The sequence below is a fragment of the Microbacterium sp. ABR10 genome, from assembly GCF_057812175.1.
In genome coordinates this window covers 2,440,628-2,465,132 of the sequence record NZ_CM173821.1, presented here as the reverse complement: position 1 = coordinate 2,465,132, position 24,505 = coordinate 2,440,628, and the positions used below count along the sequence as shown (strand labels likewise).

Genomic DNA, 24,505 nt, shown 5'->3' with positions numbered 1-24,505 from the left:
GGGGCAATGTCTATGCGGGTGCTTTTTTCGTTTCCTCATGCACTCGGGGCGCCAGGTATCGGCTGGACGGCGTGGAACCAGGTCGACGGACTCGCCCGGCTCGGTCACGACGTCCACGTCGTCGCGGCGAGCATCGCGCGGCCGGTGCCGGCGAACGTGCGTGTGACGCAGACGCTCGCTGTCCGAGGCAAGAGGGTCCCGCATCGGGCGATCGGGCGCGACCGTGCCTTCGCGTGGCACGACGCCCGAGCGGCGCGATTCGCGGCGCGTGGGGGATACGACATCGTTCACCTGTGGCCCACGGGCCCCGGGCGCACCGCGGCGACGGCGCGCGAGCGCGGGACCGCCGTCGTGCGCGAGGCGCCGAACACCCACACGGAGTTCGCGTGGCGGGTGGTCGCCGAGGAGGTCGCGAGACTGGGCCTGCAGGGCGAAGTCGACACCGCGCACACGGCGAACGACCGTCGCCTCGACATGGAGCGCGCGGACTGGTCGCAGGCGACCGCCATTCTTGCGCCGTCGGATTTCGTCGCGCAGACGTTCCGTGACGCCGGTTTCGCCGACGACCGCATCCTCCGTCATCAGTACGGTTTCCGCCCCGGGACGCGGGTGGCGCGGGCCCGCACCGCGGCGCCGGCGCCTCTTCGCGCCGTCTACGTCGGACTCGGCGAGCCCCGGAAGGGACTCCACTACGCCCTCGACGCGTGGCTGAGGTCGGAAGCGAGCAAGGAGGGGACCCTCACGGTCGTCGGGCGCCTGCTCCCGGCGTACGAGGCACTCCTCGCGGACCGATTGGCCCACCCGAGCGTGCGGGTCGTCGGCTTCACCCACCAGGTGGAGGCGGCCTTGGCGGCATCCGATGTCCTTCTTCTCCCCACCATCGAGGAAGGGTCGGCGCTCGTGACGTACGAGGCGCAGGCGATGGGGTGCGTTCCCCTCGTCTCGACCGCATCCGGTGCGCTCATGGAGGACGGCGTGCAGGGGCTGTTCCACGAGCCCCGCGACGTGGACGCGCTCGTCTCGCACCTCGACCTGCTCTCGAACGACCGTACGGAGCTGGCGCGGATGAGTGCCGCCGCGATCGCACACGGCCCGGAGCTCACCTGGGATGCCGCAGCCCACACCCTCGTCCGCTGCTACGACGCCGCGCGCGACCGCGCCACGGCGGGAGGTGCGCATGCTCACGCCGTCTGACATCTCGGTCATCGTCTGCACCCGCAACCGCCCCGGATATCTTCGCGAGGCGCTGGAGGCCATCCGCAAGAACACTCCACCCGAGACCGAGGTCGTCGTCGTCGACAGTGCCTCCGACACGGACGAGACACGGCAGATCGCCGAGGAGGCCGGCGTCGTCTACGTGCTCGCCGGCGCCGGACTGTCGGTCGCGCGCAACGCCGGCATCCACGCCTCGGCGCGTCCGTTCGTCATCTTCACCGATGACGACTGCCTGCCCGAGGAGGGGTGGATCGACGTCGTCCTCCCGCATTTCGAGGACCCGACGGTCGGGGCGGTCACGGGCCGCATGCTGCACCGATCCGAGTCCGCCGCCAAGGCCCCCTACCGCAGGCAGCGCCTGTACCGCACGCCCGTTCAGGGACTGGATGCCGGCCACGGCGCCGTCATGGCGTTCCGACGCGAGATGCTCCTGCGCATGGGCGGCTTCGACGACGCCCTGGGCGCCGGTAAGCCCTGGGCCGGTGCCGAGGACCTCGACATCTTCGTCCGCATTGTGCGTGCCGGGTCCACCATCGTGCACGACGCCACCTGCATCGTCTGGCACAACAACACCCGTGAGGGCCAGGACTACGTCAACCTCCACCGCGGCTACGGCCTGGGGCTGGGAGCGATGATCGCGAAGTGGATCCACATCGACCCGGTGCTCGGCACCCGGCTCGCGTGGCGTCTGATGGGGCGATCGGTGGTGCGCATCGTGCGGGCCTTCGTCCGCGAGAAGCCGGCCGCCCATGAACACGCCATGTTCGACGGCATCGTCACCGGAGCCCGCCAGGCGTGGAGCTCGCCGGTGATCGGCGAGCGGTTCGCCTCCGTCCCCTCCTCGGCGAGCGTCTCGCCGGCGCCGGCCGGAGACGCCTCGGCCGCGCCCGGTGTGTCGGTCGAACTGCTCCGCATCCTCGACGAGACGCACCTCGCGACGAACATCCAGTACGAGACGATGCACACCGGATGCATCCTCGTTCTCAGCGGTCGGAATCTGCATCTGGACGACGGCTCGCTGGACCAGGTGAAGATCCTGGCCGGGGTCGATCGCCTCGTGCGACGGGTTCCGGAGTTCCGGCTGCGTGTCATCGACTCCCCGCTGGGGGTGACGGCGCCCGCGTGGGTTCCGGCAGAGGACTTCACCCTGCGGGACCACGTGCACTTCCCCGAGGGGACCCACGATCTCGGGACCGAGCGCCTGCGGTGGTTCATCGAGGGGGACCGTGGCCTGCTCCCGCGTGATCGCCCGCTCTGGGACTTCACCTTCACGCAGCTGACCACCGGTCAGGTCGCCTTCGGTGCCCGCATGCACCACGCCAACGGGGATGCCAAGTGGGCGATGGAACGTCTCACCGAGCTCACCGAGGCGTCCGAGGTCTCCGAGGAGACGCCCATGCCGCGCACGGCTCGGCCGCCCGCATCGCGCGCGCTCGTGCCGCTGTACGCGGCCCGCAACTGGTGGCGACTGCAGCCGAACGTGTCCGCCGCGTGGCGAGAGTACTGGCGCAAGCCCGTCGTGAAGAGGGCGAAACGCGTGGTCGGGCGCAACATCCGCCCGCTCAAGGAGGTCTACGCGACCCGCCGGAATCTGCGTGCGAGCTTCATCCCGCCGTTCACCGACACCTCCTTCGAGGTCGACGCCTCGGCGACCACGCGCCGGGCGGCCAAGCTGCGCGGCTCGTTGAACGACCTGATCGTCGCTGCCGCCATGTGCGCGGTCGACGACGACCGTGACGGTATCGACGTGATGGTGCCGGTGTCGCGCCGCAAGAAGGGCGAGCGCGCCATCCGCAACCACGTGGAGATGCTCCGCGCGCACGGGACCCCTGCGTCGGGCCTGCCCGAGGTCGTCGCGTCGGTGCGTTCCCAGGTCGCGGCGTTCGCTCGCGGTCTGGCCGTCGAGGAGCCGCCGCGCGGTCGCTCGATCGGATACGTGACGCTGGTGCCGTGGTCACGCGAGCCGAGATTCTTCTCCGGCGATGTCGTGGAGCGCTTCATCGTGCTGCCGGCGTCGGACCGTCGGGACGAACTCGCCGTGTTCGCCGCGGTCTACGGCGAGAAGATCACCTTGACCGTGACGACCCGCGCGGAGTTGGACACCGCCGGCATCGCCGGTCGTATCCGCTCGATGCTCGAAGGGGTGGACGAATGAACAAGATCCGCAAAACGCTCGTGGCAGTCGCCTCACTGCTCGACCCTCGGGTGTACCTGCACGGGTTGCGCGTGCTGCATTTCTACGGGTACTCCCACGTCTCGCAGGTGCGCAAACTCACACGCGGCACGGACGTGACCTTCGCGCCCAACGTCTCCTTCCGAAACGCCGAGCGCATCACCATCGGCTCCGGCACGCGGATCGGGGAGTACTCCACCATCTGGGCGGGCAATTCGACCGGCCGCATCACATTCGGCGAGAGGGCGCTTCTCGCTCCCCGCGTGACGCTGACGGCATCGAACTACGGCATCGCAAAAGGTGTCCCTCCCATGGACCAGCCCAAGCAGGAGGATGACATCGTCATCGGGGCCGGAACCTGGCTCGGGGCCGACGTCGTCGTCCTCGCCGGCGTCACCATCGGAGACGGCGCTGTCATCGCCGCCGGAGCCGTCGTCACGAAGGACGTCCCCGAGAACGCGATCGCCGGCGGCGTACCGGCCAAGGTCATCGCCTACCGGCGAGACGCCGAGCCCGCGTCGACGCCCGACCGGGTCACCGCGTGAGCGCGCCCACCGTCGACGCGATCATCGTCAACTACAACACCCGCGATCGCACTCTCGAAGCCATCGAGTCCCTGGTCGATCTCGACCTCGACTGGCTCGGGATCGTCCTGATCGACAACGGATCGACCGACGGCTCCCTCGATGCGATCCGCGCCGCGCATCCCGCCGTGACCCTGATCGACGCGGGCGAGAACCTCGGCTTTGCGCGCGCGGTCAATCGGGGCGTGGAGGCGTCGACGGCCGACTACGTCATGCTGTTCAACCCCGACGCGTCCGCTTTCCCCGGTTCGCTGGAAGCGCTGGTCAGCTTCGCCGAAGCCCACCCCGAACACGGGATCTACGGTGGTCGCACGGTCGACGAGACCGGCGCGCTGGACCCGTCGTCGTGCTGGGGCGCGCCGAGCCTGTGGTCGCTGCTCTGCTACGCCACGGGGGCCTCCGCCGTCGCCAAGAAGTCCACCCTCTTCGACCCCGAGTCCCTGGGCCGCTGGAAGCGCGACACGGTCCGCGAGGTCCCGATCGTCACGGGCTGCCTCCTGATGACGCGTCGTGACGTGTGGCACCGCATCGGCGGCATGGACGAACGCTTCTTCCTGTACGGCGAGGACGCGGAGTTCTCGACGCGGGCGTGGCGCCGCGGCTTCCGTCCGATCATCGTGCCCGAGGCCGTCATCCGTCACGACGTCGGCGGGTCGAGCAGCTCGAGCGGGCGCCGGCTGGCGATGGTCCTCGCCGGCAAGGTCACCTATTTCACGACGGTCTGGTCCGCTCCCGTCGCGCTGCTCGCTGTGCTGCTGCTCCAGGCGGGTGTGGCCCTGCGTGCGGTCCTCGAGGCCCTGCGTCGCAGCTCGCGCGACGCGTACCGGCAGGCGTGGGCGCACCGGCGTTCGTGGCGTCGCGGGTTCCCCGCCGCCGAACGCACCCTCTTCGGACGGGAACCGTCGACGACGGCGCGGCATCCGTTGGTCGTCCAGGCCGAACCTGCCTTCCGCACCGAGAAGGCGAATCCGTACACCGCCGACCTCGCGCGCGCACTGCAGCGGCGAGGCGCGGTCGTCCGCGACCTGCACTACGGGCGCCTGCTCGTCGAGCGCACCGATGTCATCCATCTGCATTGGCCCGATCTGTCGTTCCTGTCAGGACCCCGGCTGTACCGGCACGTCTGCCGACTCGCGCTGTTCTACGGCAGCCTCGCGCTCTCGCGGCGCCGGGGGACCGTTCTGGTGTGGACGGTGCACAACGTCGCCGCGCACGAGGAGCGCTCGACGGCGCGCCTGCGTGCTCTGGCCGACAAGCTGCTGCTGAAGAACGTCGACGGCATCATCTCGTTGACCGCGCAGGGCGTCGTCGGCGCCCGGACCGCCTATCCCGAACTCGCCGCCGTTCCCGCGGAGGTCATCCCGCACGGGCACTACCGCGACTCGTACGACTTCGGGGTCAGCCGCACACAGGCGCGCGAGCGGTTGGGGCTCGACCCCCGTCGTCCGGTCGTCGTCAGCGTGGGGCAGATCCGCCGCTACAAGAACGTCCCTCACCTGATCCGGGTGTTCCGAGAGAGCGAGGTGGATGCCACCCTGCTCATCGCCGGGAAGATCTCGCCGCCCGAGCTCGAGGCGGAGATCCGCGAGGCGGCCCGCGGAGACGACCGGATCGTGATCGATGCGCGGTTCCTCCCCGATGACGACATCGCCGCAGCCCTCGCCGCGGCGGATCTCGTCATCCTTCCCTACTCGCAGATCCAGAACTCGGGCTCGGCGATCCTGGCCGTCTCGGCGGACCGCCCTGTGCTCGTTCCGCAGTTGGGGGCGATGCAGGAGCTGCAAGAACAGCTCGGCGACGACTGGGTGCGCCTGTTCGACGGCGATCTGACACCTGCCGCCCTGGCGAGCGCACTCGAGTGGTCCACGACGTCGGGGAGGCCGGAGCGGGCCGATCTCCGCGCGCTCGATTGGGATGTCATCGCCGCCCAGACCCTGAACGCCTACCGCAACATTCTCGGCCGGATTCGGTCCTAGGCGCAGCGGACGGGCTCCGGAATTCCGGCGGTTCCGTTCGTTCTGCGTCTCGGACGACGGTGCACATGGTATTCCTGGTCGGCTCCGTTGCTTTGCCGGACACGGCCCTGTAATGCGCCTACCGTACAATTCACTCTGACGTCGGGCCTGACAGAGATCGGTCCCGACACAAGATCTGGGGGAGATCAGTGATTTTTACTCGTGCGTCCGACAATGCGTCGTCCGGGAGGGCGGCGACGAGAGAGCGCCGGCAGACCACGGCGGCCTCCGCAGTTCGTCTTGAAACGGGTGAGGCCCGATGATCGCTGCGCGTGACATGTCCGCCCGCCTCGACCTGAACCCCGACAACCCGCGCAAGATGCTGCTCGCGGCGTCGACCGGTGGGCACATCGCCCAGCTCGTGCGCCTGGCACCCGGGCTCGGGGCGACGGACGACTCGCTGTGGGTCAGCTTCGACTCGCCCCAGACCCGATCGCTCCTGCGCGACAAGCGCACCCTTCTCGTGCCCTACATCAAACCGCGCGACTGGCGCGGCACGCTCAAAGCGGTGGGGCAGATCGACAAGGCGCTCGCGGTCGAACACTTCGACGCCGCCGTCAGCACCGGGGCCGCACTCGCCACGGCCGCGTTGCCGGTCGCGCGTCGACGCGGCATCCCGGCGCTGTACATCGAGAGCGTCTCGCGCGTCCTCGGGCCCTCGCTGACGGGCCGCATGCTCTACCACAGCCGTCTCGCCGAGATGCGGACGCAGCACCGCTCGTGGGCCGGCGGTCGATGGGGCCTGCACCCGAGCGTGTTGGAGACGTTCTCGATCGAGGATCGTGTCGCCCCCGAGGGACGACCGCTGAAGATCTTCGTGACGCTCGGCACCATCCAGGGCTACCGATTCGACACCCTCGTGGACGCCCTGCTGGCGACGGGTCTCATGGGCGAGGACACCACCTGGCAGCTCGGGTACACCACCCGTGACGATCTGCCCGGCCGGGTCGTGCAGGACATGGATGCCGCGTCCTTCGACCGCGCCCTCCACGAGGCGGACGTGGTGGTCACCCACGCCGGCGTCGGCACCATCCTGGGCCTGCTCGAGGCCGGCGTCTACCCCGTGGCCGTCGTGCGTCGTGCGAGCCGCAACGAACACGTCGACGACCACCAGGCCCAGATCGCCGGCCTGATGAACGACACCCGGATCGGAACCGCCGTCGAGATCGAGGACATGACGGCCGAGGTGCTGCTCGAAGCGGCCGCGCGCCGCATCGCGACCACCGACGGACTGCCGGCACCCGAACGCCTCTGACGTCGTCCTCGGCGCGGTGAGGATGGCGCCGGGACGACGGGTCAGCGTGCGGTCAGGATCGCGCCGGGACGACGGGTCAGCGTGTCCGCACGCGGAGCCAGCGCACGTCGTGGGCACCGAGCGTGACACCCGCACCGAGCCACACGGGGGCGCTGGTGACGAGGTCGAGGGCCTCGGGAGCGAGTCCTGACAGGGTCACCGCGTCGACCTCCACCGCGGAGTCTGCGACGTTTGCGGCGACCAGCACCGCGAACCCGCCGTCGCCGGGGCGCAGGAACGCCACCACCGACCCCACATGGGCGTCGAAGGCGACCAGCTCGTTGCCGGCGAACTCGGGCGTTGCGCGGCGGACGGCGAGCAGGCGCGACAATCGGGAGAAGACGCGTCCCGCCGGAGTGGCCGCATCCGTGCGGTCGGCGTAGTTCTGTTCGGGGCGGAACGGGCGGTGCACCCACCGGCTGTCGCCCGCCTCCGCAGCGCGATCGGCGTAGCCGTAGTCGTTGAGCTGGGCGACCTCGTCGCCGAGGTAGAGCAGCGGGATCCCGCCGGTCGACAGCGCCAGAGCGTGCGCCAGGACGACTCGGTCCTCACCGCCGGCGTCACCCGCCTCGATGCCGGCGAGGGATGCCGTGGTGCCGGTGACCCGCGCGTCACCGGTGCGCGGGTTCTCCTGGAACGGCACCCCGCGGGCGAAGGTGCCGTCGGACCTGCCGACGTAGAAGTCGTTGAGGAACCGGCGGTGCGGGTAGCCGTCGATGCCGAGCTCGGCGGCATCCTCGTCGGCGAAGGTCCACCCGATATCGTCGTGGCTGCGCACGTAGTTGACCCAGGCCGTGCCGTCGGGGAGCGCATGACGGCGCTCGAGCGCCTGCTGCAGCAGGCGACCGTCGCGCGTCGCCAGCGCCTCCCAGGTGAGGGCCATCTGCAGCGGGTTGTACGAGATCTGGCACTCGTCGGGGGAGACGTACGAGACGACTTCGTCGGGGTGAACGATGGCCTCCGACTTGAACAGCAGCCCCGGCGCTGCCATCCGCAGCACGGCGTTGAACGCCTGCAGCAGCAGGTGCGCCTCGGGCAGCGACTCGCAGGTCGTGCCCAGTCGCTTCCAGATGAAGGCCACGGCATCCATCCGCAGGATCTCGACGCCCTGGTTCGCCAGGAAAAGCATCTCGCCGGCCATCGCCTCGAAGACGGCGGGGTTGGCGTAGTTCAGGTCCCACTGGAAGTGGTAGAACGTCGCCCAGACCCAGCGCCCGTCGTCGAGCTGCACGAACGAGCCGGGGTGGTCGTCGGGGAAGATCTCCCGCGTCGTCCGCTCGAACGCGTCGGGCATCTCGCGGTCGGGGTAGATGAGGTAGAAGTCCTCGAACCCCGGCTCGCCGGCGACGGCCTTCTTCGCCCACTCGTGCTCGTTGCTGGTGTGGTTGAAGATGAAATCGACCACGAGCGATATGCCCGCACGCCGGAGGTCGGCGGCGAGGGACGCGAGCTCCTCCATCGTTCCCAGTGCCGGATTCACACGGCGATAGCTCGACACGGCGTAGCCACCGTCGCTGTTGCCCTCGGGGCTGTCGAACAGCGGCATGAGGTGCAGGTAGGTCAGACCCAGCTCGCGGAAGTAGGGGATGGCATCCCGGATGCCGCTGAGTCCGCCCGCATAGCGGTCGACGTAGCAGACGCCCCCGAGCATGCGCTCGCTCTCGAACCAGTCGGGGGTGCTGTCGCGTTCGCGGTCGAGGGACTTCAGCGCGCGTGGACGCTCGGTCCAGGAGCGGCGGGCGAGCTCGACGACGGATGCCAGGCGCTCGAGGCCGTCGGGGCGCTCACCGTAGAGGCGCACGAACAGCTCGTGCAGGCGCGGGAGGTGCAGTTCGGCGTGGGCGAGGAACTCGCGGTCGGCGCCGACGCTGTTGAGTTCGCCGAGGATGTGCGAGACATCGTGGGGGCCGGGGTTGAGCTGTGTCACGGATGACAGCCTGACGCATGGAATCGGTCCCGGTCGGCAGCGACGTGCCCGCGATCCCGACGACGCTCACGCGGTCGGCGGCGGCGTCCGGGCGCGCGCCGCGCGAGCCCACGTCGTACGATCGACGACGGCCCGAACATCGGGCACGAGGGGGACACGGTGTCGGAACGGGGTGCGGTCGGCGTGGCCGTCGGGGGAGCGGTGCTCATCGGTGCCCTCACCGCCCTGCAGGCGCGCATCAACGGCACCCTCGGCGCCGCGTTCGGCGACGGCATCGTCGCCGCGGCGGTGTCGTTCAGTTCCGGGCTGCTGATCCTCATCGTGCTGTCGGCAGTGCTCCCCGAGGGACGGCGAGGGTTCGGGCGGCTGGTCCACGGCATCCGGACCCGGTCCGTTCCCCCGTGGATGCTCCTGGGCGGCCTCGTCGGCGCCTTCACCGTGGCGAGTCAAGGGCTGACGGTCGCCACGATCGGCGTCGCCCTGTTCACGGTCGGCTTCGTCGCCGGTCAGACCACCGGTGGCCTCGTGCTCGATCGGATCGGCTACGGTCCGGCCGGGGTCGTCCCCGTCACTGTGCGCCGCGCCGTGGGGGCGGCCCTCGCGATCGCGGGTGTCGTCGTCTGCCTGTCGGGCGACGCCCTCGGGGGTGTGCCCCTGTGGATGCTGATCGTGCCCGCGGTCGCCGGCGCCGCCGTATCGTGGCAGCAGGGCACGAACGGGCGCCTCCGCGTGCGGGTCGAGAGCCCGCTGACAGCGACGCTCGTGAACTTCATCGGCGGCACCGCGGTGCTGCTCGTCGCGGCGGTCGTGCACACCGCCGTGGTCGGCGCACCCCGCGCCGTGCCGACCGAACCATGGTTGTACAGCGGCGGTGCGGTGGGCGTGATCTACATCTTCCTGTCGTCGGTGGTCGTGCGTCGCACGGGCGTGCTGCTGCTCGGACTCGGGTCGGTCGTCGGGCTCCTCACCACCTCGGTGCTGCTCGACGCGGCGTGGCCCGCTCCGGCGGCGCCGTCCCCCGCGGTCGCGGTGCTCGCGGCGGCGGTCGCCATCGCCGGGGTCGTCGTCGCGGCCGTGCCCTGGCGTCGTCGACGCCGCTGAGGGTCGCTCCGCCGATCCGGACGACGACGCCGCCCGAGGCAAGCCCCGGGCGGCGTCGCTTGACTCGTACGGATCAGAGGGAGACGTCGTCGACCTTGCGGCTCTTCTTGCCTCCGGGCATACGCGAGATGTGCTTCGCGGCATCCACCGTCTTGCGGCGCACCGGGCGCGAGCGCTGCGGCTTGCCCCCGACGTACAGCCAGCCCAGCAGCACCTCGCCCTTGTTCAGGCCGTGCGCCTTCGCGAGCACTTTGCTGCGGGTGTTGTCGTCGGTGCGCCAGAACACGCCGAAGCCCGCTTCGTCGAGCACGAGGCTGAGCATGTGGGCGACACCGGATGCCGTGGCCTCCTGCTCCCACGCGGGGATCTTCTTCGACGACACGTCGGCCACCAGAGCGATGATGAGGGGCGCACGACGCGGCTTCGAGGAATACCCGCGCTTGCCGTCGGCTTTGTTCAGGGCGCGCGCCAGCACATCGCGGTCGCTGCCGCGGATCTCGATGATGCGCCACGGGCGCAGCGTCTTGTGGTCGGCGACACGACCGGCCGCGGCGACGAACGCCTCGAGCTCGGGTCCGGTGGGGGCGAGGTCGGTGACTTTCGACCACGACCGGCGGTCGCGCATCGCCTCGAGTGCGCTCACGCCTTGTCTTCCGGGGTGAAGGTCAGCGAGAGCGAGTTCATGCAGTAGCGGTCGCCGGTCGGCGTGCCGAAGCCGTCGGGGAACACGTGGCCGAGGTGCGAGCCGCAGTTGGCGCAGCGCACCTCGGTGCGCTGCATACCGTGGCTGTTGTCGTCGATGAGTTCGACGGCCTCGGGGCGGACCGATTCGTAGAAGCTCGGCCACCCGCAGTGCGAGTCGAACTTCGTGCCGCTCTGGAACAGCTCCGCACCGCATGCGGCGCAGGTGTAGAAACCGGCGCGGCTCTCGTCGAGCAGCTCACCCGTCCAGGCGCGCTCGGTGCCGGCCTGGCGGAGCACCGCGTACTGCTCGGGCGTCAGCTCTTCGCGCCACTGGTCGTCGGACTTGTCGACGGCGTAAGTCATGGAAACTTCCCTTCTCCGGCATCCATTCTGTCGTGCCCGGGAGCGGTCAGGTCGGCCCGGCATAATCTGCGGGATGGATCAAGATGCCGTGACCGCCGTCGTGGAGAGGTACGGGCGCTTCGCCCGCGACGAGGCGCCCGGTCGATCCGCCGTGTACGAGGCGTGGGCGCGCCGGGTGGTGGACGATCCCGCGGTGGCGACCGCGCTCGCGCGAATCGCGGAGACGCGACGTCAGCCTCCGCTCGTCTTCGCCGTCCTCCGCGTGCTCGGCGCCCCGTTCGGCGACCTCGACGCCTGGGCGTCGTGGGTCGTCTCGCACGCCGACGAGATCGCCGCCGAGTGCGAGCGACGGAGCGTGCAGACGAACGAGCCACTGCGGTGCGCCGCTCTGCTGCCGGCGCTGTCCCTGATCGAGGGCCCCATCGCGCTGCTCGAGGTGGGCGCGAGCGCAGGGCTCTGCCTCTTCCCCGACCGCTACTCGTACCGCTACCGACGCGGTGCGGACACCCTCGCTCTGGACCCTGCCGACGGGGTGAGTCCGGTCGTGCTCGACAGCGTGCTGGAGGGGATGCCGGAGGTGCGGATGCCGCAGGTGGTGTGGCGAGCGGGCATCGATCTGAACCCGCTCGACGCGCGCCGAGCCGAGGACCGGGCGTGGCTCACGGACCTCGTGTGGCCGGGGGAGGAGGGGCGGCGGGAACGCATCGTCGGCGCACTCGACATCGCCGCGGCCGATCCGCCCCTGCTCGTGGCCGGCGACGGAGCCGACGCGCTCCCGGCCCTCGCCGCCCGCGCGCCGCGCGACGCCACCCTGGTCGTGACGACCCCCGGCGTCCTCGCGCACATTCCGCGCGCCCGTCGCGCGGCGGTGATCGCGGCCGCCCGCGCGGCGGGGCGGTGGATCACCCTCGACGCGCCGGGTCTTCACGACGGCTGGACACGACCCTTCGAGTCGCTGCGGGGAGGCTTCACGCTGGCACTCGACGGCGACGCGATCGCGGAGGTGGATCCGCTGGGGGCGTGGGTGGCGTGGCATCCCGGATCCGAAGCGGTCCGCCGTTAGCGTGGAGGCGTGACTCTGTCGGACAGCGAACTCGCCTTCCTCGCCTTCGAGGGTGAGTGGCGGCGCCACGCGGGGGCGAAAGAAGAGGCGATCCGCGCCGAGTTCGGCCTCACGCCCGCCCGGTACTACCAGGTGCTCGGCCGCCTGATCGACACCCCCGACGCCCTCGCCCACGACCCGATGCTCGTGCGCCGCCTTCGACGCCGTCGAGACGAGGCCGCGGACCGCCACCGGTCACGGCTCGGTCGGGCGGCGTCGCGCTGAGGGAGCGGCCAGGCTCCGACCGATAGCATCGTCCAATGGCCAGATCGACCTTCCCTCGGGATCGCTTCGACGACCTGCCCGATCCCTCCGGCCGTATCGGCGCTCACCGGGCCGAGAACCCCCGGCTGCGCGGATGGATTGTCTTCCTGTGGGCGGCCATCGCGACGCTCGTTCTGATCATCGCGGGCATCTTCGCCACGCTCGTCGTGTCCGGGCGCATCTCGCTCGGTCCCGACGACGCCGCGAGCCCCGTGCCCACCGCCGAGGCCACCACGCCCGCCGTGGTCGACCCGTCGTATGCGGTCGTCGTGCTCAACGGCACCGCCGACGAGGGATTGGCCGGTTCGTTGCGCGACACGATCGTCGCGGCCGGGTGGCCCGGCGACGGCGTCGAGACGGGTGACTCCGACAGCACCGACTTCGCCCAGACGACCGTCTTCTACCTCCGCGAGAGCGATGAGGCGGCCGCGGAGGGTCTGGCCCAGGCGATCGGCGGCGCCGAAGTCGCGCAGAGCGATTTCCTGCAGCCGACCGACGACCCCGACACCCCCGACGACGAGAGCGCGGTCAAGCGGCTCATCGTCGTGATCGGCCTCGATCGCGCCGCTGGTCAGGCGTCGGAGTCGCCCGCATCCTGACCCGCGTTGCCGCGTGTTTCCGCGGAGTAACAACTTGACGGCACGCGCGTCAACAATGCGTCCGAACCCTGATCCGGAGGCGCCCTCCGTGCTTACGATGACCTCGTCGTTCAGCAACAGGAGATTCGCATGACGCAGGGCACTGTCAAATGGTTCAACGCCGAGAAGGGTTTCGGCTTCATCACCGTCGCTGACGGGCAGGACGTGTTCGTCCACTACTCGAGCATCGAGATGTCGGGCTTCCGTGTCCTCGAAGAGGGGCAGGCCGTCGAGTTCACCGTCGGCAGTGGTCAGAAGGGACCGCAGGCGGAGTCGGTGCGCCTGGCCTGAGTGCTGAATCGAACGCCGCGGCATCCGAGTTCCGGATGCCGCGGCGTTCGTCGTTTCGCGGGGGTTCGGTGGCTTGCACTCCCCAGGGTCGAGTGCCAGAATGAGTTAGCACTCGCTTTCGTCGAGTGCCAATTCTGCAAGTCACCCGTCCGGGAGGGACGACACACTTATGGCAAAGATCATCGCTTTCGACGAAGAGGCACGGCGCGGCCTCGAGCGCGGCCTCAACACGCTGGCCGACGCCGTCAAGGTGACCCTGGGCCCCCGCGGTCGCAACGTCGTGCTCGAGAAGAAGTGGGGCGCCCCCACGATCACGAACGACGGTGTCTCGATCGCCAAGGAGATCGAGCTCGACGACCCGTACGAGAAGATCGGCGCTGAGCTGGTCAAGGAGGTCGCCAAGAAGACCGACGACGTCGCGGGTGACGGCACCACCACCGCCACCGTTCTCGCCCAGGCGCTCGTGCGCGAGGGCCTGCGCAACGTCGCCGCCGGCGCCGACCCCATCTCGCTCAAGAAGGGCATCGAGAAGGCCGTCAAGGCCGTCACCGACGAGCTGCTCGCCTCCGCCAAAGAGGTCGAGTCCAAAGAGCAGATCGCTGCGACCGCGTCGATCTCGGCCGCTGACCCCGCCATCGGCGAGCTCATCGCCGAGGCCATCGACAAGGTCGGCAAGGAAGGCGTCGTCACCGTCGAGGAGTCGAACACCTTCGGCACCGAGCTCGAGCTCACCGAGGGCATGCGTTTCGACAAGGGGTACATCAACCCCTACTTCGTCACCGACCCCGAGCGTCAGGAAGCGGTCTTCGAAGACCCCTACATCCTGATCGCGAACCAGAAGATCTCGAACATCAAGGACCTTCTGCCCATCGTCGACAAGGTGATCCAGGAGGGCAAAGAGCTCCTCATCATCGCCGAAGACGTCGAGGGCGAAGCCCTCGCGACGCTCGTGCTCAACAAGATCCGCGGCATCTTCAAGTCGGTCGCCGTCAAGGCTCCCGGCTTCGGCGACCGCCGCAAGGCGCAGCTGCAGGACATCGCGATCCTCACCGGCGGCCAGGTCATCACCGAAGAGGTGGGCCTCAAGCTCGAGAACGCGACCGTCGACCTGCTCGGCCGCGCCCGCAAGGTCATCATCACCAAGGACGAGACCACGATCGTCGAGGGTGCAGGTGAGTCGGAGCTGATCGAGGGTCGCGTGACCCAGATCCGCCGCGAGATCGAGAACACCGACAGCGACTACGACCGTGAGAAGCTCCAGGAGCGCCTCGCGAAGCTCGCCGGTGGCGTCGCCGTCATCAAGGCCGGAGCCGCGACCGAGGTCGAGCTCAAGGAGCGCAAGCACCGCATCGAAGACGCCGTGCGCAACGCCAAGGCCGCTGTGGAAGAGGGTGTTGTCGCCGGTGGTGGCGTCGCGCTCATCCAGGCCGGCAAGAACGCTCTCGGCAACCTCAACCTCGTCGGTGACGAGGCGACGGGCGCCAACATCGTTCGCGTCGCCATCGAGGCCCCGCTCAAGCAGATCGCGCTCAACGCCGGTCTCGAGCCCGGCGTCGTGGCCAACAAGGTCGCCGAGCTCCCCGTGGGCCACGGCCTCAACGCCGCGACCGGCGAGTACGGTGACCTGTTCGCACAGGGCATCATCGACCCCGCCAAGGTGACGCGTTCGGCGCTGCAGAACGCGGCATCCATCGCCGGCCTCTTCCTCACCACCGAGGTCGTCGTCGCCGACAAGCCCGAGAAGAACGCCGCTCCGGCTGGCGACCCGACGGGCGGCATGGACTTCTGATCCACGCCTGACGTTCACAGAACGCCCCCTCCTCCGGGAGGGGGCGTTCTGCGTGTGCGGCGCGTTCTCTCGTGTGTTCGGCGGCGCGGTCGGCACGCAGCACTCGGCCGGGTGACGCGTCGCAGGCGCCCCACCCGGCGGAGTCGGAAGCGGAGGAGATTCCGGGACGGGAGGAAGGATCCGCACCGGAAGATCCTCCGCCGCCCGGATCTCCTCCGCTCTCGACGCCCCGCCGCGGCTGACGGCGCTTCGCTGTCTTCGGCTCGTCCGCCCGTCACGCGCCCGTCGGCCCGCGGCGGGACCGGGCGAGGGAGGACTCGCGGGCGGCTGTCCTGCGTCGTCAGGCGGTCGGCTCGGGCCGATAGCCCGCGGCGGCAGTCCTGCGTCGTCAGGCGGTCGGCTCGGGCCGATAGCCCGCAGGGAGACGCTCGAGGGGCTGCGTCTCGATGAGCGCGTGCTCCTGGGCGTCACGACGGTCGGCGAGGGGGAGCGAGACGCGGAAGGTCGCACCGCCTCCCGGTGTGTCGCGCACCTCGACCGTTCCGTGCAGCAGATCGACGATGGATGCCACGATCGACAGGCCGAGGCCCGACCCGCCCGTCTCGCGGGTGCGAGAGGTGTCGGCGCGCCAGAAGCGCTGGAAGATCTGATCGCGGATCTGCTCCGGAACGCCCTCGCCGTGGTCGATGATCTCGATCCACCCCATGTCGCTCTCGACGTCGACGCCCACGCGAAGGCCGATGGGGGAGTTGTCGCCGGTGAAGCGGCGGGCGTTTCCGAGGAGGTTGGCCACGACCTGGCGCACCTTGTTCTCGTCTCCCAGCACGATCGGCGCGATCCGCGGGGGCGTGCGTACTACTCCGGTCGGAGCGGTGGGCGCCGCGGTCGGGGCGGCGTCAGCAGACGTGGACGGCGACTCGGCGGCATCCTTGGGCTTGCGTCGTAACCGCGACAGCGTCGCACCCGCGATGGCCATGGCCGACGTGGTCGGGGCGGCGCGTCGGCGGCTCGCGGCCGTCGCGGGATCCCCGCCGGCATCGAGCAGAGGGTCGAGGGTGATGGTGGGCAGCACGATCTCGTCGCGTGAGGTGGTGTCGTCGACCGTCACCTCCCGCTGGGGCGAGGTGACCCGCAGATCGAGAGCCGCGTCGCGGGCGATCGGGCGCAGGTCGAGCGGGGTGATGGTCACGTCGCGTCGCTCGTCGAGACGCGCGAGGGCGAGGAGATCCTCGACGAGCGCACCCATGCGGATGGCTTCCTTCTCGATGCGTTCCATCGACTGCGCGACGTCCTCATCCGAGCGGATCGCGCCCATCCGGTAGAGCTCCGCGTACCCGCGCATCGTCACCAGAGGCGTGCGCAACTCATGGCTGGCGTCACCGATGAAGCGGCGCATCTGCCGGACTGTGGCGTCCCGTTGGCCGAGGGCGCCGTCGATGCGCGCGAGCATCGCGTTGATGGCGGTCTTGAGCCGGCCCACTTCGGTGTCGGGGACGATGTCGGTGAGGCGCTGGCTGAAGTCGCCGGCGGCGATGTCCATCGCGGTCGTCTCGACCTGGCGGAGGTTTCTGAACGCCAGCGTGACCAGCCATCGGGTGAGCAGGGCGGTCGCGACGAGGATGAGCAGCGCGACGAAGGCGTAGATGCCGATGTAGGCGGCGACGATGCGATCGGTCGGCGCCAGCGGCTGGATCACCATCTGGGTGTAGACGCCAGAACTCCCGTTGACCGGCAGCACGCCGACGCGGGCGAGGAAATGCTGACCCGAATCGCCGTCGTGCAGCTCGATGCGTCGATCGAGTTGCCCGTATGTCTGCTCGACGCTGAACGTCGACGGCAACTCGGGCAGTGTTTGCGATGCCGTGCCGTTGTAGAACGCCTTGCGCTCACCGTCGGGGCCGTAGACGACGACCATCGACCCGATCTGCGGCGCGTTCTCGATCTGCGAGAAGACGACCTGACCGTCGACGGGCGTCACGGTGAACACGCTGTCGGCGATGTTGCCCGCCGCCTGCTGGGCGAGCTGCTCGTCGAGGTTGTTCACCAAGGTCGTCCGCAGGAACACCATGGTGCCGATGCCCGCCGTGAACAAGCCGATCGCCAGGAGCATGACCGTGACGCCGGTGACCTTGGTGCGAAGGCTCAGGCCGCGCCACCAGCGCGTGAGGGAATCGTCAGGATGCGACAGGGCGGATGCCTTCTCGTCAGGCGGTCTTGCCCGACTTCAGCATGTAGCCGAAGCCGCGCTTGGTCTGGATGAGCGGCTCGGAGGAGTGCGGGTCGATCTTGCGGCGGAGGTACGAGATGTAACTCTCGACGATGCCGGCGTCGCCGTTGAAGTCGTACTCCCAGACGTGGTCGAGGATCTGCGCCTTCGACAGCACGCGGTTGGGGTTGAGCATGAGGTAGCGCAGGAGCTTGAACTCGGTAGGACTCAGATCGATCGACACATCGCCGACGCTGACGTCGTGGGTGTCCTGATCCATCGTGAGTTCGCCCGTGCGGATGATCGACTCCTCGTCGGCCTGCATGGTGCGGCGGAGGATCGCCTGGATGCGGGCGACGATCTCGTCGAGGCTGAACGGCTTGGTGACGTAATCGTCGCCTCCGGCGTTCAGGCCCTCGATCTTGTCTTCGGTTTCGTCTTTCGCCGTCAGGAACAGGATGGGCGCGGTGTAACCCGCGCCGCGAAGACGCTTGGTGACGCTGAAGCCGTTCATATCGGGGAGCATCACGTCGAGCACGATGAGGTCGGGTTCCTCCTCGAGCACGGCCGAGATCGTCTGCGCGCCGTTCGCGACGGCTCGCACCTGGAACCCGGCGAAGCGCAGGCTCGTGATGAGCAGGTCGCGGATGTTCGGTTCGTCGTCGACGACGAGGATGCGAGGTGCTGTCATGACCTCATTATCGTGACCCGACCCAGCAATCCGCTGGATATGGAACCGATGGGCGCGCCCTGCTATGGATCAGGCCGCCGCGGCGTCGATTCCGTCGGCATCCAGGATCGTGTAGGCGTACCCCTGCTCGGCGAGGAACCGCTGGCGGTTCTGGGCGAAGTCCTGGTCGACCGTGTCGCGCGCGATGAGCGTGTAGAAGCTCGCCGTGTGGTTGGACTGCTTCGGCCGCAGGAGTCGACCGAGACGTTGTGCCTCTTCCTGACGCGATCCGAACGAGCCCGACACCTGGATGGCGACCGAGGCCTCCGGCAGGTCGACCGAGAAGTTGGCGACCTTCGACACCACCAACAGGGGGATGCTGCCGTCGCGGAAACCCTGGAACAGTTCTTCGCGCTCCGAGATCGGCGTCGCCCCGGTGATCTGGGGGGCGCCGAGCGCTTCGGCGAGCTCGTCGATCTGGTCGAGGTACTGCCCGATGACGAGGACGCGCTCACCCGGATGCCGTTCGACGAGGCGGCGAGCGACGTCGATCTTCGCGGGCGCGGTGGCGGCGAGACGGTAGCGGTCCTCGTCGGCGGCGGCCGCGTACTCGAGGCGTTCACCGGCGGGGAGGTCGATGCGCACCTCGTAGCAGGCGGCCGGAGAGATGAAGCCCTGAGCCTCGATCTCTTTCCACGGCGCGTCGAAGCGCTTCGGCCCGATGAGGCTGAAGACGTCGCCCTCGCGGCCGTCTTCCCGAACCAGCGTCGCTGTCAGTCCCAGACGGCGTCGCGCCTGCAGGTCGGCGGTGAGCTTGAAGACGGGGGCGGGCAGCAGGTGCACCTCGTCGTAGAGCACCAGGCCCCAGTCGAGGGCGTCGAGGAGCGCGAGGTGGGCGTACTGACCTTTTCGCTTGGCGGTGAGGATCTGGTACGTCGCGATGGTGACGGGCTTGATCTCTTTGACCTGACCGGAGTACTCGCCGATCTCCTCGGGGGTGAGCGTGGTGCGTCGCAGCAGCTCGTCGCGCCACTGCCGCGCACTCACGGTGTTGGTGACGAGGATGAGCGTGGTGGTGCGGGTGTCGGCCATCGCGCCCGCGCCCACGAGGGTCTTGCCGGCGCCGCAGGGGAGCACCACGACACCGGAGCCGCCCTCGGAGAAGGAGTCCACCGCCTGTCGCTGGTAGGGCCGGAGGCTCCAGCCGTCTTCGGCGAGATCGATGGGGTGCGGCGTGCCGGGCGTGTAGCCGGCGAGGTCTTCGGCCGGCCAGCCGATCTTGAGCAGTTCCTGCTTGATGTGCCCGCGAGCCCACGCGTCGACGAGGAAACTGTCGGGGGTGGGGTGGCCGATGAGCAGCGGCGCGATGCGCTTGTTGCGGGACACCTCGCTGAGGACCGCGGCATCGGTGGAGCGCAGCACGAGTTCTTTGTCGTCGTTGCGCTCGATCACGAGTCGGCCGTAACGATTGACCGTCTCACGGATGTCGGTGCTGACCGAGGCCGGGACCGGGAAGCGCGACCACCGGTCGAGGGTGTCGAGCATCGCGTCGGCGTCGTGACCTGCCGCGCGGGCGTTCCACAGCCCCAGGCGCGTGATGCGGTACGTGTGAATGTGCTCGGGTGCGCGCTCGAGCTCGGCGAAGATGGCGAGCTCGTGCCGCGCCGTCTCCGCCTGAGGGTGTGCGACCTCGAGGAGGACGGTGCGGTCGCTCTGCACGATGAGGGGACCGTCAGCCATAGCGTTCGATTCTACCGGGGTCGCAGCGCAGACGGCCGACCACGCCGACGAAGGGGCGTCACCCGACGGGGGTCACACCGTCGATGTGCGACAGCGGCACGGTGCGCTCGACGTCGGCTCCCCGGTCGCGACCCCGCAGGCGTCCGCCGCCCAGCCCCGTCGCTTCCAGACGGAACACGCGGGCGGAGCCGTCGGGGAGGCGCACGGTCACGTCGATGACGGCGCGGGCGCGGACGGCCTGGTCGAGCTCGCGTTCGAGCCACGCGGCATCCGAGTCGCCCACGCCCTCGCGCAGGCGCCGCAGCAGGTCGGTGTAGACGTCGGCGGGTTCGGCTGCGGGCTGCGAGCCCGGGGCCAGCCTCGCGCGCTCCAGCGCGCGCGGTCGTCCGTGGGAGTCGACGGCGACGGCGGGGTAGTGCGCGTCGGTGAGTGCCCAGAACACGACGTCGCTCGACACGTGCGAGACCAGTTCGTCGTCGTCGGTGCGCGACAGCGCGATCGAGCGCAACGACTGATCGATCTCCATCGAGCGCAAGAGTGTCTCGTCATCGGTCACGACGCGCGTCAGGCGGGTGGCCGGGTCGCTCATCACTCGCACCCGCCCGTGCTCGGCGGACGTGCGCTCGATGACATACGCGAGCGGCTGCGGGAGTCCGGTCAGCGAGATGCCGCTGAGGAAGTCGCGGAGGGAGTCGGCCGTCTCGCCGGCCGTGATCGCCGCGCCGATCGAGGCGGCGCTGAAACGGTAGCTCGAGGCCTGCGCCCGCGACTCGCGCACGGCCATCGATCGCAACCGGACGTCGAGGTGCGGGGCGAGGGGCCCGGGCGCGATCGCGGTCAGGTCGTTCTGCAGGTACACACGATCGACCTCGGGCGGGAGTAGTTCGCGTAGCGCCGACGTGTCGACGTCGCCGCCCCGGGCGAGGGGTTCCGCCCACGGAGCGGTGCGCCCCGCGGCATCCACGAGCCCCCACCGCCGCAGACGGCGTGCCCACAGAGCCGCACGGTCCGCGCCCTCGGGGTCGAACGGCGTGGCTCCGGCCCACTCGTCGACGGGGATCCACCCTCCGTCGGCTGAGCGGTAGGCGCGGGGAAGGGCGTCGCGCAGCGCCACCGCCGTGTGCTGCCAGCGTTCGAGGGTGGGCAGGCGCAGCCACTCCCGGCCGGCCGACGAGACGAGCCAGGCGCGATCATTCGCGCCCAGCAGGCCGACGTCGGCGGCGAGACCGACGAGCAGATCGGCGTCGGCGGGCGTCGACACGGCTCCGGCGTCGACGAGTCGACGGCGTTCCGTCGCCCCGAGGGATCCCGATCCGATGCGTCCGAGCGGCGCCTCGAGGGTCTGCAGAAGGATGTCGGCCACGGATGCGGCGTACGTGAAAGCGGCCTCGGATGCCGCGGCGGTCTCGGCCGCGGATGGCGTGGGCGACGGTGTCGCGGCGGCGGGAACGCCGTCGGGCAGCGCCTCGCGGACCGCGTCGGCCACGCTCGGGAAGAGGAGGCCGTCGTCTCCGACCAGCGCGCGGGAGATCAGATCGTCACGCACGTCGCCGGTGGCGGGGGTGCCGGCGAGGGCGGCGAACAGCGCGTCGGACTCCCGACGGGTGAGGGCCGGCAGTGCGCGGGCGACCGAGACCGGCTCGAGCAGCGCCTCGGCGGCGTCGAACATGTCACGCCAGGTCGCCGACGGCGAGACGTGCCGGTCGGCGAACAGGCGCGCGAGCTCGTCGTCGGAGCGCGCGCCCAACGAGACCGCCAGTGCGCGTTGAGCGGAGGTCTCGGCCACGTCAACGAGCCTTGTTGGCCCGGGCCCTTCGGACGAAGCTCATGATGAGCACGGCCAGCAGGCATCCGAACGCGATGGGGGGTGTGACGAGGACGAGCAGGCTCACCACGGGCCACACGCCCGAGGCCAGATCGGCGCCGGCGGTGGAGCCGATGATGATCGCGAAGAAGCATACGAGCGCCAGCACGAGCAACCCGAGCGACATGAACGCCAGGATGCGGTCGATGCGGCGAACGGGAACGTCGTCGCCCGGCGTGCTGCCGCCGGAGGTGCGGGTGCTCATCGGCCTCAGCCTACTGCCTGGCGGCGGTGCCGTAGTCTGGAAGACCGGGATCCGATCGGGTCCTGCGTTCCGCCGCGCGATCGCGCACACACTCAGCGAGGTGTCCATGCCCACCGGCAAGGTCAGGTTCTACGACGACGAGAAGGGCTTCGGCTTCATCAGCACCGATGACGGCCAGGACGTGTTCCTGCACGCCACGGCTCTGCCCGCCGGAACCCCCGGGCCCAAGGCCGGGACGCGACTGGAGTTCGGCGTCGCCGACGGCAAGCGCGGCCCCCAGGCCCTGTCCGTGCGCGTCCTCGACGCCCCGGTGAGCCTGTCCAAGCGCTCCCGCAAGCCCGCCGACGACATGGCGATCATCGTCGAAGACCTCGTCAAGCTCCTCGACGGCATCGGTGGCGACCTGCGCCGCGGCCGGTACCCCAACGGCCCCCACGCGCAGAAGATCGCGGCCGTCCTGCGCAAGGTCGCCGATGACTTCGAAGCCTGAGCAGTTCGTCGACGAGCGTCTGACCGGCGCCCACGACCTGGCGCTCGCCGCCCTGCACGAGATCACGCCCGCCGACACCGTCGGTCCCGCGGCCGGGTACACGGCCGAAGACGACGGAGCCGTATCGCTGCGTTTTCACACCCGGCTCTCCGGGTACCCGGGTTGGTTCTGGACGGTGAGCGTCGCCGTGGTCGACGGGTCCGATCCCACCGTGCTCGAGGTCGAGCTGTTGCCGGGTGACGGAGCCCTCCTCGCGCCCGACTGGGTGCCGTGGGCGACGCGCCTGGCCGACTATCAGGCGGCGCAGGTGGCCGCGGCCACGGTCGATGACGAAGACGACGATCTCGACGATGACGACGACGACACGGATGACGTCGACGACGACGAGGCGGATGACGACGAAGACGAGCCGAAGGCGCGCTTCCACGCCGGCGATCTCGACGGCGTCGACATCGATGAGCTGGACGCCGATCACCCCGACGAGGCGGACGACGACCTCGACGAGGCGGACGACGACCTCGACGAGGCGGACGACGACGATTCCGACGACGACGACTCCGACGAGGACGACTCCGACGAGGGCGACTCCGACGAGGACGGCGACGAGGGCGACCGCAGCTACTGAGTTCACGACGAAGGCCGTCCCGCACGATGCGGGACGGCCTTCGTCGTTCAGGCGTCAGGCGCCGGGAAGGTGCTCGATCGTGTAGTCGATCGCGCCGATGAGACGGCGGACGTCAGCCGGCTCGATCGAGACGAACGTCGCGACGCGCAACTGGTTGCGCCCGAGCTTGCGGTAGGGCTCGGTGTCGACGATGCCGTTCGCGCGGAGGCTCTTGGCGATCGCGGCCGCATCGATGCTGTCGTCGAAGTCGATGGTGACGACGACGGGGGAGCGGTCTGAAGGATCGGCGACGAAGGGGGTCGCCACGGCGCTCGCATCGGCCCACTCGTACAGCGCCGCCGACGACTCGGCCGTGCGGGCGGCGGCCCACGACAGACCGCCGTTGTCGAGGATCCAGCCGAGCTGCTCGTCGAGCAGCAGCAGGGTCGCCAACGCGGGGGTGTTGAGCGTCTGCTGGAGGCGGGAGTTGTCGAGGGCGTTCTTCAGGCTCAAGAACTCGGGGATGTACCGATCGGATGCCGCGATGCGCTCGATGCGCTCGATGGCGGCCGGCGACACGGCGGCGTACCAGAGTCCCCCGTCGGAGCCGAGGTTCTTCTGCGGCGCGAAGTAGTACACGTCGGCCTGCGTCACGTCGAAGTCGATCCCGCCGGCGGCGCTGGTCGCGTCGATGACGGTGAGCGCACCGGCATCCGCCTGGACGCGCTCGATCGGAGCGGATACGCCGGTGGAGGTCTCGTTGTGCGGCCAGGCGTACACGTCGACACCCTCGACGGCCTCGGCCACGGTGCGCGTGCCCGGTGCGGCCTTGCGCACGTCGGGCGCCTGCAGCCAGGGAGCGGCGGCCGCGGAGGCGAACTTGCCGCCGAACTCGCCGAACACCAGGTTCTGGCTGCGGGTGTCGATGAGGCCGAACGCCGCGGCATCCCAGAAGGCGGTCGACCCGCCGTTGCCCAGGATGATCTCGTAGCCCTCGGGCAGGCGGAGCAGCTGCGACAGGCGCTCGCGCGTGCTGGCGACGAGGTTCTTGACGGGGGCCTGGCGGTGAGAGGTACCGAGGATCGACGCTCCGCGGGTGACGAGGGCCTCGAGCTGCGCACCGCGCACCTTGGAGGGGCCGCACCCGAAGCGGCCGTCGGCGGGCAGGAGTTCGCTGGGGAGTTCCACGTGCGGCATGGACCGATTCTAGAGTCCCCGTCCCGCCTCTCCCGCGCTCATGTCGGAGGGGGTCGGTAGGCTGGGAGGACTTGCCGCGCGACATCGAG

At 69.8% G+C, this 24,505-nt stretch carries 22 protein-coding genes; 13 read left to right on the top strand and 9 right to left on the bottom strand.

Features of this window, described 5'->3' with window-relative positions; all coding sequences use genetic code 11:
• The first annotated feature begins 18 nt into the window (after window positions 1-18).
• The 5 genes from ACXKZF_RS11410 to ACXKZF_RS11390 all read left to right on the top strand — a co-directional run bounded on the left by ACXKZF_RS11410 (window position 19) and on the right by ACXKZF_RS11390 (window position 7,242).
• Window positions 19-1,194 (top strand): glycosyltransferase family 4 protein, encoded by a 1,176-nt coding sequence (locus ACXKZF_RS11410; protein WP_488984268.1) that lies wholly within the window; start codon window positions 19-21, stop codon window positions 1,192-1,194.
• A complete protein-coding gene (locus ACXKZF_RS11405) occupies window positions 1,178-3,370 on the top strand; it encodes a glycosyltransferase (protein WP_488984267.1) in 2,193 nt (730 codons plus the stop codon). Before ACXKZF_RS11410 ends, ACXKZF_RS11405 begins: the two co-directional genes overlap by 17 nt.
• On the top strand, window positions 3,367-3,933 hold the full coding sequence (locus ACXKZF_RS11400; RefSeq protein WP_314451900.1) for an acyltransferase: 567 nt from the start codon (window positions 3,367-3,369) through the stop codon (window positions 3,931-3,933). Before ACXKZF_RS11405 ends, ACXKZF_RS11400 begins: the two co-directional genes overlap by 4 nt.
• Window positions 3,930-5,948, top strand: a complete 2,019-nt coding sequence (locus ACXKZF_RS11395; protein ID WP_488984266.1) for a glycosyltransferase — start codon at window positions 3,930-3,932, stop codon at window positions 5,946-5,948. Before ACXKZF_RS11400 ends, ACXKZF_RS11395 begins: the two co-directional genes overlap by 4 nt.
• A gap of 316 nt (window positions 5,949-6,264) precedes the next feature.
• Window positions 6,265-7,242: a glycosyltransferase gene (locus ACXKZF_RS11390; protein WP_488984265.1), complete on the top strand. Its 978-nt coding sequence runs from the start codon at window positions 6,265-6,267 to the stop codon at window positions 7,240-7,242.
• 76 nt (window positions 7,243-7,318) lie between these two features.
• Here the strand turns inward: ACXKZF_RS11390 and ACXKZF_RS11385 are convergent, their stop codons facing one another.
• Window positions 7,319-9,169, bottom strand: coding sequence for an alpha-amylase family protein (locus ACXKZF_RS11385; RefSeq protein WP_488986000.1), 1,851 nt, complete (start codon window positions 9,167-9,169; stop codon window positions 7,319-7,321).
• A gap of 198 nt (window positions 9,170-9,367) precedes the next feature.
• On the opposite strand from ACXKZF_RS11385, the gene ACXKZF_RS11380 reads away from it, so the two are divergent.
• Window positions 9,368-10,309 carry a DMT family transporter gene (locus ACXKZF_RS11380; RefSeq protein WP_488984264.1) on the top strand — a complete coding sequence of 314 codons (942 nt, stop codon included), beginning with the start codon at window positions 9,368-9,370 and terminating at the stop codon, window positions 10,307-10,309.
• A 73-nt stretch (window positions 10,310-10,382) separates the two neighbouring features.
• Here the strand turns inward: ACXKZF_RS11380 and ACXKZF_RS11375 are convergent, their stop codons facing one another.
• Together ACXKZF_RS11375 and msrB are read right to left on the bottom strand one after the other, a co-directional pair.
• Window positions 10,383-10,934 (bottom strand): nitroreductase family protein, encoded by a 552-nt coding sequence (locus tag ACXKZF_RS11375; RefSeq protein ID WP_055957199.1) that lies wholly within the window; start codon window positions 10,932-10,934, stop codon window positions 10,383-10,385.
• 14 nt (window positions 10,935-10,948) lie between these two features.
• The gene (gene msrB, locus ACXKZF_RS11370; protein WP_055956632.1) at window positions 10,949-11,356 is read right to left on the bottom strand and encodes a peptide-methionine (R)-S-oxide reductase MsrB; all 408 of its coding nucleotides are present in this window, start codon (window positions 11,354-11,356) and stop codon (window positions 10,949-10,951) included.
• A gap of 73 nt (window positions 11,357-11,429) precedes the next feature.
• Here msrB and ACXKZF_RS11365 point away from each other — a divergent pair, with 73 nt between their 5' ends.
• From ACXKZF_RS11365 to groL, 5 genes are all read left to right on the top strand, one after another.
• The gene (locus ACXKZF_RS11365) at window positions 11,430-12,419 is read left to right on the top strand and encodes a DUF2332 family protein (protein WP_488984263.1); all 990 of its coding nucleotides are present in this window, start codon (window positions 11,430-11,432) and stop codon (window positions 12,417-12,419) included.
• A gap of 9 nt (window positions 12,420-12,428) precedes the next feature.
• The gene (locus tag ACXKZF_RS11360; protein WP_055956638.1) at window positions 12,429-12,683 is read left to right on the top strand and encodes a DUF3263 domain-containing protein; all 255 of its coding nucleotides are present in this window, start codon (window positions 12,429-12,431) and stop codon (window positions 12,681-12,683) included.
• 35 nt (window positions 12,684-12,718) lie between these two features.
• Entirely contained in the window at window positions 12,719-13,321 is a 603-nt protein-coding gene (locus ACXKZF_RS11355; RefSeq protein WP_488984262.1) for a LytR C-terminal domain-containing protein, read from the top strand.
• Window positions 13,322-13,450: 129 nt separating this feature from the next.
• Window positions 13,451-13,651, top strand: coding sequence for a cold-shock protein (locus ACXKZF_RS11350; protein WP_055956643.1), 201 nt, complete (start codon window positions 13,451-13,453; stop codon window positions 13,649-13,651).
• A 169-nt stretch (window positions 13,652-13,820) separates the two neighbouring features.
• Window positions 13,821-15,440: a chaperonin GroEL gene (gene groL, locus ACXKZF_RS11345; protein ID WP_488984261.1), complete on the top strand. Its 1,620-nt coding sequence runs from the start codon at window positions 13,821-13,823 to the stop codon at window positions 15,438-15,440.
• 388 nt (window positions 15,441-15,828) lie between these two features.
• Here the strand turns inward: groL and ACXKZF_RS11340 are convergent, their stop codons facing one another.
• From ACXKZF_RS11340 to ACXKZF_RS11320, 5 genes are all read right to left on the bottom strand, one after another.
• Window positions 15,829-17,550: a sensor histidine kinase gene (locus ACXKZF_RS11340; protein ID WP_488984260.1), complete on the bottom strand. Its 1,722-nt coding sequence runs from the start codon at window positions 17,548-17,550 to the stop codon at window positions 15,829-15,831.
• Between the two features lie 94 nt (window positions 17,551-17,644).
• Window positions 17,645-18,337 carry a response regulator transcription factor gene (locus ACXKZF_RS11335; protein ID WP_055956651.1) on the bottom strand — a complete coding sequence of 231 codons (693 nt, stop codon included), beginning with the start codon at window positions 18,335-18,337 and terminating at the stop codon, window positions 17,645-17,647.
• 69 nt (window positions 18,338-18,406) lie between these two features.
• Window positions 18,407-20,056, bottom strand: coding sequence for a DNA repair helicase XPB (locus tag ACXKZF_RS11330; protein WP_055956654.1), 1,650 nt, complete (start codon window positions 20,054-20,056; stop codon window positions 18,407-18,409).
• Between the two features lie 58 nt (window positions 20,057-20,114).
• Window positions 20,115-21,842, bottom strand: coding sequence for a helicase-associated domain-containing protein (locus ACXKZF_RS11325; protein ID WP_243222490.1), 1,728 nt, complete (start codon window positions 21,840-21,842; stop codon window positions 20,115-20,117).
• Between the two features lies 1 nt (window position 21,843).
• Window positions 21,844-22,125 (bottom strand): hypothetical protein, encoded by a 282-nt coding sequence (locus ACXKZF_RS11320; protein ID WP_055956660.1) that lies wholly within the window; start codon window positions 22,123-22,125, stop codon window positions 21,844-21,846.
• Window positions 22,126-22,231: 106 nt separating this feature from the next.
• On the opposite strand from ACXKZF_RS11320, the gene ACXKZF_RS11315 reads away from it, so the two are divergent.
• Both ACXKZF_RS11315 and ACXKZF_RS11310 read left to right on the top strand, forming a co-directional pair.
• Complete coding sequence (locus tag ACXKZF_RS11315) at window positions 22,232-22,615, top strand: cold-shock protein (protein ID WP_055957202.1); 384 nt, start codon at window positions 22,232-22,234, stop codon at window positions 22,613-22,615.
• Window positions 22,599-23,240 (top strand): DUF3027 domain-containing protein, encoded by a 642-nt coding sequence (locus tag ACXKZF_RS11310; protein ID WP_488984259.1) that lies wholly within the window; start codon window positions 22,599-22,601, stop codon window positions 23,238-23,240. Before ACXKZF_RS11315 ends, ACXKZF_RS11310 begins: the two co-directional genes overlap by 17 nt.
• Before the next feature lie 54 nt (window positions 23,241-23,294).
• Here ACXKZF_RS11310 and serC read toward each other — a convergent pair whose 3' ends face one another.
• Window positions 23,295-24,416, bottom strand: coding sequence for a phosphoserine transaminase (serC, locus tag ACXKZF_RS11305; RefSeq protein WP_055956663.1), 1,122 nt, complete (start codon window positions 24,414-24,416; stop codon window positions 23,295-23,297).
• Window positions 24,417-24,505 lie beyond the last annotated feature (89 nt).